The organism is Chryseobacterium sp. AG363, assembly GCF_003610675.1.
GTDB classification, from domain to species: domain Bacteria; phylum Bacteroidota; class Bacteroidia; order Flavobacteriales; family Weeksellaceae; genus Chryseobacterium; species Chryseobacterium cucumeris.
Window position 1 is genome coordinate 2,475,233 of the sequence record NZ_RAQF01000002.1, and the last position, 15,776, is coordinate 2,491,008.

The 15,776-nt window shown below is 36.2% G+C and carries 17 protein-coding genes; 4 read left to right on the forward strand and 13 right to left on the reverse strand.

The annotated features are described in order from the left end of the window. Positions 1 to 298: 298 nt before the first annotated feature. The 4 genes from hemL to DEU39_RS11185 form a co-directional block, all read right to left on the reverse strand. Positions 299 to 1,588: a glutamate-1-semialdehyde 2,1-aminomutase gene (hemL, locus tag DEU39_RS11170; protein WP_062674274.1), complete on the reverse strand. Its 1,290-nt coding sequence runs from the start codon at positions 1,586 to 1,588 to the stop codon at positions 299 to 301. Between the two features lie 19 nt (positions 1,589 to 1,607). Further along, entirely contained in the window at positions 1,608 to 2,576 is a 969-nt protein-coding gene (locus DEU39_RS11175; protein WP_147367584.1) for a hypothetical protein, read from the reverse strand. Between the two features lie 16 nt (positions 2,577 to 2,592). Further along, a complete protein-coding gene (locus DEU39_RS11180) occupies positions 2,593 to 3,651 on the reverse strand; it encodes a glucosaminidase domain-containing protein (RefSeq protein ID WP_120231978.1) in 1,059 nt (352 codons plus the stop codon). A 66-nt stretch (positions 3,652 to 3,717) separates the two neighbouring features. Continuing rightward, positions 3,718 to 4,626, reverse strand: a complete 909-nt coding sequence (locus DEU39_RS11185; protein WP_062674270.1) for a 1-aminocyclopropane-1-carboxylate deaminase/D-cysteine desulfhydrase — start codon at positions 4,624 to 4,626, stop codon at positions 3,718 to 3,720. 216 nt (positions 4,627 to 4,842) lie between these two features. Between DEU39_RS11185 and DEU39_RS24390 the strand changes: the two genes are divergently transcribed. After that, positions 4,843 to 4,983, forward strand: a complete 141-nt coding sequence (locus tag DEU39_RS24390) for a hypothetical protein (protein ID WP_183037402.1) — start codon at positions 4,843 to 4,845, stop codon at positions 4,981 to 4,983. On the opposite strand, the gene DEU39_RS11195 is transcribed toward DEU39_RS24390, so the two are convergent. After that, positions 4,980 to 5,306, reverse strand: coding sequence for a hypothetical protein (locus DEU39_RS11195; RefSeq protein ID WP_120231980.1), 327 nt, complete (start codon positions 5,304 to 5,306; stop codon positions 4,980 to 4,982). The two genes, DEU39_RS24390 and DEU39_RS11195, sit on opposite strands and share 4 nt — an antisense overlap. Positions 5,307 to 5,346: 40 nt before the next feature. Here DEU39_RS11195 and DEU39_RS11200 point away from each other — a divergent pair, with 40 nt between their 5' ends. The 3 genes from DEU39_RS11200 to DEU39_RS11210 all read left to right on the forward strand — a co-directional run bounded on the left by DEU39_RS11200 (position 5,347) and on the right by DEU39_RS11210 (position 8,134). After that, positions 5,347 to 5,529, forward strand: coding sequence for a DUF5522 domain-containing protein (locus DEU39_RS11200; RefSeq protein WP_047434227.1), 183 nt, complete (start codon positions 5,347 to 5,349; stop codon positions 5,527 to 5,529). 1 nt (position 5,530) lies between these two features. Further along, positions 5,531 to 6,058 carry a DUF4136 domain-containing protein gene (locus DEU39_RS11205; RefSeq protein WP_047434230.1) on the forward strand — a complete coding sequence of 176 codons (528 nt, stop codon included), beginning with the start codon at positions 5,531 to 5,533 and terminating at the stop codon, positions 6,056 to 6,058. Between the two features lie 285 nt (positions 6,059 to 6,343). Next, complete coding sequence (locus DEU39_RS11210; RefSeq protein WP_120231981.1) at positions 6,344 to 8,134, forward strand: endonuclease; 1,791 nt, start codon at positions 6,344 to 6,346, stop codon at positions 8,132 to 8,134. A gap of 200 nt (positions 8,135 to 8,334) precedes the next feature. Here the strand turns inward: DEU39_RS11210 and DEU39_RS11215 are convergent, their stop codons facing one another. The 8 genes from DEU39_RS11215 to DEU39_RS11250 all read right to left on the reverse strand — a co-directional run bounded on the left by DEU39_RS11215 (position 8,335) and on the right by DEU39_RS11250 (position 15,768). Beyond that, complete coding sequence (locus DEU39_RS11215) at positions 8,335 to 9,054, reverse strand: hypothetical protein (protein WP_123279365.1); 720 nt, start codon at positions 9,052 to 9,054, stop codon at positions 8,335 to 8,337. Positions 9,055 to 9,160: 106 nt separating this feature from the next. Beyond that, positions 9,161 to 9,814: a hypothetical protein gene (locus DEU39_RS11220; protein ID WP_120231982.1), complete on the reverse strand. Its 654-nt coding sequence runs from the start codon at positions 9,812 to 9,814 to the stop codon at positions 9,161 to 9,163. 17 nt (positions 9,815 to 9,831) lie between these two features. Next, positions 9,832 to 10,212 carry a hypothetical protein gene (locus DEU39_RS11225; RefSeq protein ID WP_076596124.1) on the reverse strand — a complete coding sequence of 127 codons (381 nt, stop codon included), beginning with the start codon at positions 10,210 to 10,212 and terminating at the stop codon, positions 9,832 to 9,834. Next, on the reverse strand, positions 10,193 to 10,753 hold the full coding sequence (locus DEU39_RS11230; protein ID WP_120231983.1) for a LemA family protein: 561 nt from the start codon (positions 10,751 to 10,753) through the stop codon (positions 10,193 to 10,195). Before DEU39_RS11230 ends, DEU39_RS11225 begins: the two co-directional genes overlap by 20 nt. Next, the gene (locus tag DEU39_RS11235) at positions 10,753 to 11,535 is read right to left on the reverse strand and encodes a hypothetical protein (protein ID WP_120231984.1); all 783 of its coding nucleotides are present in this window, start codon (positions 11,533 to 11,535) and stop codon (positions 10,753 to 10,755) included. The genes DEU39_RS11230 and DEU39_RS11235 overlap by 1 nt, the downstream gene beginning before the upstream one ends. A gap of 68 nt (positions 11,536 to 11,603) precedes the next feature. Beyond that, complete coding sequence (locus DEU39_RS11240) at positions 11,604 to 12,374, reverse strand: hypothetical protein (RefSeq protein WP_062674251.1); 771 nt, start codon at positions 12,372 to 12,374, stop codon at positions 11,604 to 11,606. Positions 12,375 to 12,377: 3 nt separating this feature from the next. Continuing rightward, positions 12,378 to 12,965, reverse strand: coding sequence for a hypothetical protein (locus DEU39_RS11245; RefSeq protein ID WP_131797511.1), 588 nt, complete (start codon positions 12,963 to 12,965; stop codon positions 12,378 to 12,380). A gap of 10 nt (positions 12,966 to 12,975) precedes the next feature. Beyond that, positions 12,976 to 15,768, reverse strand: a complete 2,793-nt coding sequence (locus DEU39_RS11250; protein ID WP_120231985.1) for an OmpA family protein — start codon at positions 15,766 to 15,768, stop codon at positions 12,976 to 12,978. Positions 15,769 to 15,776 lie beyond the last annotated feature (8 nt).

Consider the following 15,776-nt stretch of genomic DNA (forward strand, 5'->3'; position numbering starts at 1 on the left):
TCCAATCTATTTAATACAAAATTAAAAAGAAGTACCTTGAACGAAGTGTATGGTTTATTACAAAATCTGTATGATTTATACTTTGTGGTAATTCCCTGCTGAAATACTCAGTTTATCTTTCTACACTACAACTAAGAGTATCCCACAACGCTTGTCATTCCATAAAAATCCAGATTATGCTGTTTTTACTCTTCTACCGCAGTGACAAAGATTGCGTTGATTTTTTTCAATCTAAACTCATCAAATCAATTTTCTTTTCCATAAAAAAACCGGATCTAAAATCCGGTTTCATTTATTTTTATTTATTTGAATATTCAAATTTTCTCACAGCTTCCAGTGTCATATCAATCTCTTTATCCTTGATGGCATCACTGATGAAATATGTTTCGTAACCGCTTGGCGGAAGGTATACTCCATTCTGAAGCATCTGGTGGAAGAAATTATTGAACAATGAATGATTAGCTTCCTGCGCTTCATCAAAGTTGGAAACACTGCTGATGTGGAAAAATACCGACATCATAGAACCTTTTCGGTTGATTCTGTGAGCGATTCCTTTTTCATTCAGAATTTTCCCTATTTCAAAATCCAATGTTTCTGTTGTTTTCTCCAATCTGCTGAAAAATTCAGGGTCATTTTTAATAAGCTGAAGGGTTTTTAATCCGGCTCTCATTGCTAAAGGATTTCCACTTAATGTTCCCGCCTGATAAACACCACCTTTTGGTGCAAGATGATCCATGATTTCATTTCTGCCAGCGAAAGCTCCTACCGGAAGCCCTCCTCCGATTACTTTACCGTAAGTCACCAGGTCTGCTTTTACATTGAAAAGTTCCTGCGCTCCTCCGAAAGCTAATCTGAAACCTGTCATTACTTCATCAAAAATTAATAAAGTTCCGTTTTCGTCACAGATTTTTCTCAGATTCTGTAAGAAATCATTTTCTGGCAATACACAGCCCATATTTCCTGCAACCGGCTCTATAATTACCGCTGCAATTTCTCCCTGATTGTGACGGAATAAATCCTCAACCTGTTCGAAATCATTATAACGGGCTAGCAAAGTATCTTTTGCAGTTCCGGCAGTTACTCCCGGAGAATTTGGGTTTCCAAATGTAGCAGCACCACTTCCTGCCTTGATCAGGAATGAATCCGAATGCCCATGGTAGCAGCCTTCAAATTTTACAATCTTATCTCTTCCTGTATATCCTCTTGCCAGTCTTATGGCGCTCATACATGCTTCTGTTCCTGAAGAAACCATTCTGATCTGGTCAATATTAGGAACATTTTCAATGATGAATTTTGCAATTTCTGTTTCCAGCTCTGTAGGTGCACCGAAAGAGAATCCTTTCTCTGCCTGTATTTTCAGTTCTTCCAATACTTCAGGATGTGTATGTCCTAAAATGGCTGGGCCCCATGAGTTAATATAATCGATGTAAGTATTGTCATCTGCATCGGTAAGGTAAGCTCCTTTTGCCGATTTCATGAAAACGGGCACTCCTCCTACGGATTTGAATGCTCTTACCGGAGAGTTTACACCTCCCGGAATGTATTTGTAGGCTTCATCAAATAAAGCCGAACTTCTTTGATACTTCATTTTTCTTTTATTTTATTATTTAACCCTCAAAGTAAAGGGTTCCATCTTCTCCTGCATAATTTTTCTGCCCATTACTTATCATGTAATATATCTGAAAAGGATTGCCATTTTTCAAAACGATCATAGCTGGCTCAAATTTTCCGTATAAAACCTTATTATTGGGAAGAATTGTCTTAAAAATCACATTATTTCTGTTATTCGGATCAGGTTCTGAAAGAACAACTAAATGGCTGTCATCTATCAGATTGATTGTTTCATATCGTATAGGATAAACCTCCCGCAAATTTTCATCTGCTAAACCCAAAAAACCTGAAACGTTGGTTGTCAAAATATAAGGTTTACCTTTATAAAACTGCCATCCTACGTATGCTATATCCTGTGTATTGAGAAATACTTTCTTAAGTTTAGGGACATACATCCCGACATAGGTATTTCCGTCCATGATCTCCAGAAAATCAGCTTTGTAATTCCATTGATAACCATCATTATCATATGACTCCAGCATATCCAGATCATCATCATCAAGATCTTCCCTGCTTAATATCAATTTTGCGTTATTTCTGTTAAGCGGACTATAATTTTCCCAACCACTGTCTCTTACAGGATAACTTTCTTGCTTAATATATTTGTCAAGACGCATTTTGGTCTTGATGGAATAGTAATAATAATCCCATCCATCAAAAACCAGATATTTATCTCGTTCTACAGATATGGGTGTATTGGAAATAAATGGCATGATGATAACAGCATTTCGATCTACGATACCAAATCTTCCATTTTGTTCTGCATGAAATCCTCCTATGGATTCATCATAGCTGCTTATACTGCTATATTGCGGCTGTACAGCTATAAATTTATTAACATCACACAATCCCCACAACTTTCCTTTTCTGTAAGGAATATAATTTTGATCCTGTGAAAATATTGTACACGACATGAATATCAGAAATATCGACAGATATTTAGATTTCACATTTAATATTCTCATGGCTTTGGAATCGTTATTAGTTTCGCGGTTTTTTGTCTATTAAATAAATCAGCTGTCCTGCTGAAGGTTGCTGCCCTTCATCCATTCTGTTTTTAGCATATAATTTATTTAACTTGATTCCGAATTTCTGTGCAATATCATGCATATCTTCTCCAGACACCGCTTTATAGGTTGCGATATTTCCTGTAGAGTTTTTTGATTCAAGGAAAACGATATCATTTTTCTTTAAAGACTCATTTTCCAGTTCATTCCATTTCATCAGCCTGCTTTCGCTTACTTTGAATTTGTTGGCAATGAATTTCACATCGGTATCTTCAGGAATGATAATATATTTCAGCCCGTCATTCGGGTGACTTTTGATAAGAATAGAATTAAGAATTTCAGCTTTCGTTTTGATTCTTTCTACTCTTTTTTGCTGTTGTGCATAAGAAGTCTGTTTGTAAGGAACTTCAACGGTAACTGGTTCTTTCACTTTTCTGGTTGCTTTTGAAGGTTCCAGCTGCGCCATGAAAGTTCTGTCGTCTTTCAGATCCGGATACATTTTAAGAACAGCGTACAATACTTCATTAGAATTGGTATTGTCGTATTCATATAATTTATACTTTTCAATTTTGGAGATAAGAATGGAAGCATAGCGCGGGTTGGTAGCATATCCTGCTTTTTTTAAGCCGGTTGCCCACGCTCTGTAATCTTTCATATCCAATTTGAAAAGGTTAGCGTAATATTTTCTTGTGGATAAAAATATAGAATGGTCTTCATAAGACTGTCTTGGATCGTCGTACACACGGAAGCATTCGTTAGGTGCATCATCGGTATGTTTCATCGTTCTACCGGTCCAGTCTTCTTTACATTTTATACCGAAGTGGTTTTTACCTTCCTGTGCCAGTCTGCTCTGCCCGCCTCCGGTTTCCAGTAATCCCTGGGCAAGAGTGATAGAAGCCGGAATTTTGTATTTTTCCATTTCTTCTACTGCATATTTAGCAAACTTCTGAATATACTGATCTTCGGTTGCCCAAGTCTGGGCTGAAAATTTTGATAAAACTAAAAGGCTTATGGATAGAAAAAGTCTTTTCATCTTATATTTTTTATTGTTTTAAAATGAAAGATGGAACACTAAGTGTTTCATGTTTTTCAATTTTACTTATATAATTAAATTTCTATTCTGTTTTTCCAACAGCAGATTAGCTCCTTCAATTCCCTGTAATCCACCAGTGTGAAAGCACAAAATCTTACTGTTTTCAGGAAAATATTCTTCTTCTATCAGTTCAAAAATCTTCTCCATCATTTTCCCTGTATAAATCGGTTCCAGAGGAATACCGTATCTCTCCTTGAAATCATTGATAAAACGGACGTTTCCATCACTTATTTTACCATAACCTCCAAAACATGAATTTATTAGATTAAAATTCTGTCTCAAAGTTAATTCAAAAATTTTATTTTCCAGAGAAGCATCGTCAACAGCTTTAAATCCTATAACTTTCTGATTCTCTTCACAAAATTTTGAAATTCCAGCAATAGTACCTCCGGTTCCAACTGCGGTGCAAAGATAGTCAAAATCTTTTGTTTGTTCGTTGAGCATCATTTTTACCCCTTCCACAGCCTCTTTATTGGTACCTCCTTCAGGAACTATCAATGCCTCAGGAAACTCCTGTTGAAGGAATTCCGTGAGTTTTTCTTTGTGACGGTATTCTTCGCGGGTGACAAATTTCAGGTTCATTCCATTTCTTTTGGCAAAAAGTAAAGTTGGATTGTCCCGCCATTTATGCTGCAGTTCTTCTCCTCTGATGATTCCTAGTGTTGGAATGCCAGCCATACTGCCTACTGCGGAAACCGCTGCAATGTGATTGGAAAAAGCACCTCCAAAAGTGATGATATAAGGATTATCTGGATTTCTTCCCAGATAATGATTAACATTGTGAAAGAGTTTCCAGTATTTATTCCCTGAAATTAACGGATGAATCTGATCTTCCCTTTTAATGAAAAGCTTTACGTTTTTATGAATTGGAATTTCCTTGATGGAAACAGGTTCTGTGGGAAGTTTTAATAGCATTTCAGTTTTACGAATCAGAGTTTATTCTTTACAAAAGTAGGAAAAGATTTAGTGTTGTGACAATTTGTTGTTTTTATTGTTTTTTTACCACAGATAACACGGATTTCTACAGATGGTTGTTTGATACTTTTTTAAGTTTTGGCTAAAGCCAGATGAATTTTGATTTTTTTGATAAAAGGGCTAAAGCTCATTCCTATTGAATTATACAGTACTGCAATGCCAAAATATTCCGGTTATCTTGATGTGAAAGATCTTAATACTTCTGTCATTACAAAGAATAAATCGGAAGCCAGAAGCCAGAAGCCTGAACCCGAATCTCGTAACCCGGAACTCCAATGCATCATGCCCTTATTCTAAAGATATTTCCTGAAGTTCCAGAATTTTCTTTTTTTGAGATAATTCAGGTTGTTTTCATTAGCATAGGCTTCTCTTTCAAAGGAAATTCTTCTGTAGGCCAGATATCCGTCTTTGAGTTTAAAAAACCAGTAATAGTATTCAATACCATAGAAAATATAGAAGAAAATGATGAGCATTTCCAGTTGCTGGCGTAAATGAATTTTTTCGTGATTGATCAATACATTATTTTCCTTATCTTCGGGTTTCCTAATGAAGATAAAGGGAAAGAGAGCGATGCCATTAATTTTTAATTTTTTTAAAGGCTTTTGGCATACAATTATCATAGTAACAAATATAAAAAGTTTTTTGACTAGCATTTAACTTATGGCCCATTATGACATCAAAGAAGGTGAAGACTTCTACTATAATGAACAGGGGTACAAGGTTTTTACAGAAAAATTCCATCTGAAAAGAGGATACTGCTGTAAAAGCGGCTGCAGACACTGTCCTTACGGGTACGATAAAAAGACTGATACATTCATTAAAAGTGATAAAAAAAATAAATAAAATGAAAAAATATATTTTTATTTTGTTGGCATCTGCTACATTAGGTTTAACTTCTTGTAGCCCTTTTCAGGTACGTTCAGATTATGCTGAAACCGCCAATTTCAATTCTTATAAAACATATAAAATAAGAATTGATGATCTGAAACTGAATGATATTGATAAAGACAGAGTCCTGAATGAACTGTCGAGACAGCTTCAGAGCAAAGGACTTCAGTCCGGAGAAAACCCTGATCTGATTATCAACGTAAAAGCAAATCATAAAAAAATCACGGATATCAATTCCTCTTCTCCTTACGGAATGTGGGGATGGGGCGGACCATTCGGATGGGGTGTCGGCATGAGCAGAACATGGACAACCAATTATAATGAAGGTGCACTGATTGTTGACCTTATTGATGCAAAAAGCAACAAATTGGTTTGGCAGGGTATCGGAAGCGGAATTTCTGTAGATTCTCCAAAAGCGAAACAGAGACAAATCCCGGAGATTATGGCTGAGATTATGAAAAATTATCCGCCACAAAGAAAATAACATTAATGTCATCCATTATATAGCCGGTACGTTTTGTATCGGCTTTTTTTATGGATAAAATTATTAAGTTTTAAGTTTTGGATAAAGCCCACCTCTATTGAATACAGATACAGATATTTAACCACAACATCATTCATCATTCATCATTCATCATTTATCACTTATCACTTATTATTCATCACTCATTATGTATCGCATACAGTGCATTTAAAATTAACAATTTTGTAATTTTTTATTCACAAAAATTGTGGTATTCTTGCTGAAACTTTAAACTAAATATTAATTATGAAAAAAATCATTTTATTTTCTGTATTTGCGGGACTTGCCCACGCCCAGGCTCCTGCAGGATACTACAATTCTGCCAACGGACTGAGTGGTGCAGCACTGAAAACTGAATTAAGCAGCATTATCACCAACGGACATATGGATAAAGGGTACAGTGGGCTTTGGACAGCTTATAAAACCACTGATATCGATAAGGACTATGAAAATGACGGAACCATCCTTGATATTTATTCTGAAAGACCAGCAGGTAGTGATCCTTATACTTATACTCCGGGATCTGATCAGTGTGGAACGTATTCTACTGAAGGAAATTGTTATAACAGAGAGCATATTGTTCCTCAAAGCCTATTCAATCAAGCTTCGCCAATGGTTGCGGATATTCACTTTATCAGAGCTACAGACGGGAAAGTAAATGGAATGAGAAGTAATTATCCTTTCGGAAAGGTGGGAAGTGCTTCATTTACTTCACTGAATGGCTCGAAGCTTGGAACTTCTGCTTCTTCAGGATATTCAGGAACTGTATTTGAACCGATTGATGAGTTTAAAGGAGATGTGGCCCGTATGATTTTCTATTTTGTAACCCGTTACCAAAGCAAACTTTCAACATTTTCATCAGGAAATATGTTAGGAAGCTCTACTTTTCCGGGACTACAGACCTGGGAACTTAATGTTCTACTGGCATGGCATAATCAGGATCCTGTTTCTCAGGCTGAGATCAAAAGAAATAATGCTTCATATACTTTCCAGGGAAACAGAAACCCGTTTATCGACAATCCAAATTATGTTAACCTTATCTGGGGTTCTCAACAGCCCTCAGGTGACACTCAGGCACCTACTGCGGCAACAGGTCTGAATGTTTCAGGAACAACTTCCAGCAGTATTTCTCTTGCATGGAATGCTTCTACCGATAACGTAGGCGTAAAAGCTTATAATGTTTATATGAACGGAAGTCTGCAAACTACGACAAGTTCGACTTCAACAACCATTTCAGGGCTCACTCCTTCTACAACTTACAGTTTTTATGTAGTAGCGAAGGATGCCGCAGGAAATTCATCATCAAACAGCTCAACAATTTCCGGCACTACTAATTCTGGCGGTACTACTCCGGGTACCAGCTGTGCCAATGAAAATTTTGAAACCATTCCTGCAGCCAGCTCTACCTATACAACGAGAACGTGGAGCAACGGAGGTACTTCCTGGACAGCAACGGATGCAAGAACAGACCAAACTATTAACAATAAAGCGATTACGGTAAGAAACGGTTCTTTAACTTCCGGAAGCTCTGCAAACGGTATTGGATCTTTAACGGTAACTACGCAGCTTAAATTCTCAGGAACCAACGGTACTTTTGATGTAAAAGTAAACGGAACTACCGTAGGAACTATTCCTTACAGTACTTCAGTTACAACGACGACCATTAACAATATCAACATTTCAGGAAATGTAGTGGTAAGTCTGGTTAATACTTCATCAAGCAACAGAGTGGCTATTGATGATCTTGCATGGACATGTTATTCCGGATCAAGTGCAAGAATGGCTCAAAGTAAAGCTACTGAAACTACTTCTAACAGTTTTAAAATCTCTCCTAACCCTATCACCAATCAGGAAATCTTTGTAAAAGGAGATCTTCAGAAGGTAAGAAAAGCGGAGATTTATAACCTTCAGGGGAAAACTCTTCAGACGATTGATCAGCCTTTCAGAAATGGAAACTCTATTAAAACAAGAAATCTTGGTCAGGGAGTTTATATTTTGAAGCTGGATCAGGTAACGATGCAGTTCTTAGTAAAATAATTCAAATACTGATTTGATATAAAAATGCCGGTTCTTTTTGGACCGGCATTTATTTTTTTTAACTCTCGCAGATTTTACTGATTGAGCAGATCTTTGTAACGCAGAGATTTTATTTTTCTAATGTTTTATTTTAGAGGACAAAGAGGAATCAGCAAGCTGATCTGGCTAAGCAAATGGTTTAATTTCTTTGCTATATTCTTTTAGTTCAGGGAGATTTTATCCAGGTCAGGATATCCGGACCCTTTCAGAAGGTCTTTCCATTCTTTATTTTTGAATACGAAGAGATTACAACGGTATTCGTCCGGTTTATTATCTATTTTGGTTTCACAGTAGTAATAGAGCATATCTCTGTTTCTCCAGATGGCAACTTCCTGTCTGAATTTATTATGAGTCTGAATGATTTCATTGTCTTTAACCTCAGATTCAAAACCTTCGCGGATGGTATCAAAGCTAGGTTTCTGAAGTGTTTTATTCAGATTATCCAGAAGTGCTGTTTTTTCGTGTTCTGTATAGATATCAAGCTGATACATTCCCAATTCATCTTCTTTTTCATTAGCAAGCGGGCCGATTTCCTGATCTACTTTTCCAAAATGCAGAAGGACTTTATTGGTATTTTTATTATTTTTTCCTTCTAAATCTATCCCGTTGAAATGTAATAATTCTTTTGATGAAAAAGCCAGCTTTTCATTTCCGATCAGCGTAACGTCAGTGGTACGTACAGCATCCTTAGCCGTTGCTCCGGCAGATTTTAAAATTTCATTGATATTTTGTCCTACAGCAATTTTAGCAAGATTGAAGGGCTCTGTCTGAGTACTTCCCTGTGTTTCAACAAAAGACTCAGTCTCTTTATTTTTCTGATGTCCGCATGAAGCAATTGCCAAACAGACTATTGGTATTACTATATATTTCAATCTTTTCATAATGTTAGTGTTAGTATGCAGTTATCAATAATAGAACAGAAAAAAAGTAATTGAAGTATCCGGAGATGCTTTTTTATTTATTGCTTTCTATTTTTAAGCCCTATATTTAGTTCATATACTTATACCATGGAGACGCAGGAGGTGTTGGATATTTCAACCCAAAAACTGCGTTATTACGGTAAGCTTCTTTTGTCACAGAAATGTACTTATTTCTTATTTTCCCATCATCTTCAATGGAGATACTTAATATGGAATAATTTTTCCCGTCATCCCAGAAGAAAGAAGTAGGATATGTAAAGAAATTTTTTTCATTTTGATTCCATGACACTTTTTCCGGAGAAAGTTTTTTAAGCTTTTCAAAAATAGGTTTTACCAGTTTGGGATCTACCGTGGCTTTATCTGTAATAGAAGCAGTAGGATTACCATTCTTTTTTACTATTTTTTCTACAAATTCCAGAGAAGATTTTTCGGCAGCATTGGTGTCGAGAGCTCCTACTTCTCCTTTGTATACTGTAATCCTTGTACCCATGCTATTATCTAATGGTATATTTCCGTAGGTTATTCCTTTGTTTTCATCAGCATAATATTGAATGATATCAGCTTTTGCTCCATCTTTCAGAAATAAGTCTTTGTTTTCAAAATCATACTTCTTTGCATCCTCCCCTAATGAAACTGATGACAGGTCAAATGATTGATTTCCACAACAGATATTGATCAATACTACAAAAATCAATACCAGCACTCTTGCTTTTTTCATCATGCTATATTTTTCTAAAATTACTGATTTTGTCTTTCCTTAATTATTTTAGACCAATCACTAAACATTTTGGTAATAGTATTGGCATTGATTAAACTGAAAACAAACATTCCCGTAAGTATCGTAAGCCAGCAATAGGCCAGTTTCACTCCATTTTTATCGGTAATAAAGAAAAGGATAAATATGGTCAGTGTTCCTATTATAAATGTAAAAAGCAAAGTATACATCAATACATGAATGATGTACATATTGAATTTCAGTTTTCTAAAGATCCATCCTATCACTGCTATCGGAATGAGCAGCAAAATGGGTACTAACATCGCTCCGAAAATGGTTGCTTCCGGGTAAGCAGCTATTTTGCCTTCTAATCCGAAAAAAGTATTAAAACTGAACCCCGTCATACTGTTTTTCTTCGTTTGTAATTTCCAGTAACGTTTTGTCTTTATAGCCTAACATTTTTGCCAGCATCACATTGGGAAATTCATGAATTCCAATATTATAAAGGTTTACACTGTCATTGAAAAATTCTCTTCTGTCTGCTATTTTGTTCTCCAGATCGGAAATTCTTTTCTGCAGTTCAAGAAAATTATTATTAGATTTCAGTTCCGGATAGTTTTCTGAAACCGCAAAGAATGAAGAAAGCGCTTTTGAGGTTTCATTGGCAATCTCGGTTCTCTTATTGGCATCAGTACTGTTATTGTAAAAAGTTCTGAGCTCTGTAAGGCGGGTAAGCAGCTTTTCTTCGTAGTTCATAAAGTGTTTGGCAACGGTGACCAAATTGGGAATTTCATCCGCACGTTGTTTCAGCACCACATCAATATTGCCGTATGCTTTGTCAACGTTAAATTTGAGCATGACCAATTTGTTGTACAGATTGATCAGAAAACTTATAATAACTACCCCAAGCAGGATAAGTAATATGATAGCGACCGTCTGATTCATTATTGTGTTAGTATATAAATAATTATTAAAAGGATGATGGAACAGGTAAACATAAATGACCTCAGCAAGGGCTGGTATTTGTTCCAGACTGTGATTCCTGAGGAAGAAGTAATACCGAGTATTTTATAATAATCGTCTTTTCTGATGAAAGGTACTCCGTTTTTAGAATCGGCATAGCCTACCAGCAGCATCTTCTGACCATCTTTTAAAAGAGTTTCTTTGTACCTTTTACCGCCGTAGCTGCTTACATTGGTTTCTTCTAATAAAACCAGCTCTATTCCTTCCGGTTCTACTTCTATGATTCCTGTGTCATCTTTAACCCGGAAAATATTGCATTTCGTTTCCCTGTGAATGGTTCTGTAACTTTCTTTTCCGTCTGAATCTCTGTCAATATCTTCAATGGTATAATAATATCCGATGCAGGCTTCATTATTTACTGGTGAAAATAAAGGATTCATCATCTTTAAAGTTCCTTCAATCTCTGCCAGTCCTTTTGCTACAGAATGGATCTTAGAGGTAGGCAGTGAGGATTGCAGGCGTAAAAAACGTTTTGAAGCAGTAGGCTTCATTAAAACAATAAAGATGAAAACAAAAAAAAGTAAAGGAAAAAAAACGATCGCTTTCTCTGCGTAACTGTCATAGTTATTGGAAATTTCAGAAGCATATTCATGCAGCGGCATTCTATCTTTGAAAATAATCCACAGAATAAAGTAAATAAAGCCTGCAGCTATTATTCCTAAAATACTATATGCAATGTATGGTTTTCCTTTTTTTACTTCCATCTATTTTGTTCTAAAATCTGGTGGAAATATCTGAATTTTGCTTCAGTATTTCTTTCTTTTAAATATTGCTATATAATCTCAAACTCATCCTTCCCTTCTGGGATATAAAATGTTATGGGCAGAACTAATTCCTCCTCACTTTCCGGATTTTCAAGGCGTAATGCAGACATCATATCTGTACATTTTAACGCGGCCAACTTTCCAAATGCTGAATATTCTACCTGAATATCATCCGGAAGGCTCTGCGCTTTGTATCCATTCTGCATATCCGAAATGATACTCTGCATCCTGCCTTCTGCCTGGCTTTTGCTAAGATACATGGCTACAGCGTTATTATTTTCTCTTTTTTGATATTGTGCTATGAACGAACTGTAATTGCCGCCATTAATCAGCTTTATAATTTCGTTATACTTTCTGATTAGTTTTTGTTTAACGTCGAACTTAGCGTCTTTAAGGTTCATTCCGTTCTGCCATGCCTCCAATTTATAAGGTACATCTGCTTCAAATGTACTTGCGTGTCCTATAAAAGGTATGTTTTTATCGGGCTTTTTGGTAAAATATTCATCAAACTGTTTTACAAAAGCATATTCTCCGGAAGCCATATCATAGAGATTCACTCTGTATCTTATGTAAGAATCTTCGTGTAACTCCTGATGCCCGTCCATGGGAAGACCTTTCACTTCAATCGTTTGTTTACCTCCTTCCAGAATAAGATGATTGATGGGAAAATCTGATCTGGTCTGTCCCTCAATACTCAATGAAATTAATTCCACATCATTAATTTTGATCTGAAATGAACACATTACCGCACTAAAATCTATTTCGTAATAAGGTTTCATTTTTTATTTTTTAGGATAAGCAAGGGTAAAACTGTCTAAGATGGAGAAAGTGCCGGCATCTGAAGAATTCTCCACTCTGGTTCCTTTCTTTACTACAATCAGTTTGGTATTGGTATATTTTGTATTGTCCTGTGTCAGTTCCTGAGTTTGGGTTAAAAATATCCATTTATTTTTAGCTGATGCATCCCAGAAGTAAGCAGCTCCTGTTTTATCAGTGGATCTTTTTTCCGGGTTACCATATGTTTTAGTCAAATAATCAATCAGCTTTTTCCCTTCGTCTTCTTTAGCAAGGTTCAGTATAAATCCGAGGTATTGATTATTCTGGTAAGAGTTTACAAAAAGCGCAAGGTTGTTGTTGGAATAATCATATCCTTTGGGTACGGTATATTCAGAAAATGATACAGTTCCCAGCTTATAGTTTTTAACATCGGCCTGTTTATATGATAATAATCCGTAATTGGCTTCTGTTTCTTTTTCTCCCTTCGTAATATTATCCGATACTTTTTCATCAAATTTTAAAGATTCCAGATCGGTTTGTCCGTTGCAGGACACAATAGCCAAAAAGCTAAATAATAAGATAAGATTTTTCATTGTATGAATATTAATCATTTTTAATCAACGGAATATTTGCACTCATTCCAAATAAGGACTCTAATTCTTTTATCACATCAAAAGGAGGAATTACATTTTTAAAATCCCCTTTGGCAATTTCATATTTTCCATTTCTGCTTTCCTCCACTTTATGTTTATTTTTTGCAATTTTAATAGCAAGACCTACACTTATTGTAACTACATATTGGGCATCAAGGCCGTCAAATCCGAGAACAGGACGGTAATAAAGTCCTTTTTCATCATAGTTGATACCATGTCCATAGGTTATGGAAGCACTTCCGGATGCTGATGCTTCAAAATAAGCTTCTGCTTTTATAACAGCCAGTGAAACTTCTCCCTGAATTTTCACTCCTACTTTCAATTCCAATTTAAGTTTACTCTTACTTGAGACTTTAAATTCGGAATCTTTGAGTTTTCCTGCCGTATTAAATTTAAATTCGGATTCCACTTCTATCGTACTGGAAATAATAAGATCCATAAAGATATCAACAGATGCCTTGAAGCCTGCATTATCATTCCCTACATCTATTCCGGATTTCAGTTTTCCCTGAATTTCCTGATACAGCCTTGTGACTCCCGGCGCAGCTGTTCCTCCGCTTACCGCTCCGGAAATACCAAATACCAGGGCTCCCAGAAGATCAACTGTCATTTCCAGACCAATCAGCGGATTTGCTTTCAAACCTATAGCTACATCTGTACCAATAATGGCATTATTATCCTTAGGATGCTTTAAAAGCCAGTTACCTGACAATTCCATATTAGGAGGTTTCACAGCAAAGCTTACTGGAATCCCTTTAGGAGAAATGGAGCGTACTTTTCCTTTGGCCTGATTAAGAACTCCATCTGACAATGCTCCTATGGCAGCAAATGTATCATATATTTTTTTAAACTTGGTTTCGTACTGATATTTTAATTCTTTTTCCTGCTTATCATTGTTCCATTTTGCCTTTAAACTGAATGCAAGTGAGGCATCCTTTTGCTTCCATCTTTTTTCTGCTCCCATTTTACCTGCTCTTTTCTGCAGTTCTTTATGCTCATGGGGATCCATATTCATCCACTTTACACTGAGATCATTGGTAAGGTTCAGCGTAAAACTCAATGTCCAGTTGATATCCGGATAGGCTTTTATCAATACTGTCGTCCTTTTCTCATTGCTATAATATCTGCAGGTATGAACATGCAGATGAAACTGATTCGGATTTGTCCCTGCAGGCCAGATATATTGTATAGGAAGAGCATTAAATTGAGATAAATCTGAATATACTCCATAAGTAAAGGTAGGTGTGGTAAATGTTTTTACCGTATCTCCTTTATCGATTGCCTGTCCTACATCTACAACCTGAATCTGTTTTTTATGTTTTCCTTTACTATCCCTGAAACACTCATTGGTTTGAAAACCTGTGACATCAATGATGAGGTTTTTCTTTGTAGAGACATCTGGTGCTGTTACTTCATAATGAATAGTTTGTGCATCATGAGCATTGAAAACAAATGAGATATCTACTCTGCGGTTATTTTCATAGTCTTTCTCATTTTTGTATTTGATATTGTCTCTTCCCATTTTATCATCGGTAGGATCTACTTCTCCTTTTCCTACGGATATTATTCTTCTGGGATCTAATCCACCATCAGCAAAGAATTTTTTGACAACGTCTGCTCTTCTTTGGGAAAGTCCTTTATTATAATTTTCTTTTCCTATCACACAGGCATAGCCGCTGAGATTCATGGTGGCATCTTTATGTTCCAAAAGGAATTTGAGTACATTATTAAGAATAGCAACCCCATCTTTATCAATGACTGTGGAATCAAATTTATAATAGATTGTTCTCTGAATATGTTCCTGTAATGCAGCAGATTTTATCAGTTTAACACCATTCCCATTGTCAAAAACCTTAACAGTTGTATTGCTGGCTTTTCCGTCCTTAGTTTCATTTTCAGTAATCTTGATCACTTCAAATTTGCAGGGCTCAAGTCTGACAGAGTTTACATCCGGCTTATATACTTTGGTTGGTGTCTGGTTCTGAGCACCGTTGGTATTGGTAGTGGCTACTTTATTTTTAACATTCAGATAGATGGCATGAAGATCATCACCCAATTTATCTTTGATATATTGTTTGGAAGCAACATCTTTCACTTTAACATAGAATTCCTCTACATTCTGGATATTGTCTACAAAGGCCATCCAGGCAAAGGTGTTTTCTATTTTCAGATTGACTTCACCATCTATTACCTGTACATTGTTGTAGGTATGTACCAGTTTATCTGCCTTGGCTGTCTGCTGATTCCAGAGTTCGATACTGACTGTATTTCCATTAAGCCCTTCTGTCACGAGGTTCAGGTGAACAATATGTCCATAGGAAATGTAATCAACTTTTTTATTGTTTTTGATACTTTTGCTGTTTTTCTGCGTAGACCATTTGCTGCTCACAATTTTAGGGTCACACCAGCCTTTTACATATATTCCTGTATCATTTTTGGGATCTCTTACTCCTGAAAGACTGGCTTCAATATAAAACTGATAGCTTCCGCAGTACTGCTTACCAATTAAAAATTTATATCCGGTAGCAGAGGTGATCTGATTGATGATAATTTTTTTGCTGCTGTTCTGTCTCATCCAGGTCAGCGGTTTCTTTTTGTCTGCATCTGTAGTGCCCGGCAGCCATTCGTCCACACCGAACTGCACCCACTGATCCGGTTTTATGGTAATTCTTTGCCCTAATACAGACATTTTTGGGTAATACAATCCGCTTACAACTTTTATTTTTTTTACGCCTTTTGCCATTTTCTTAT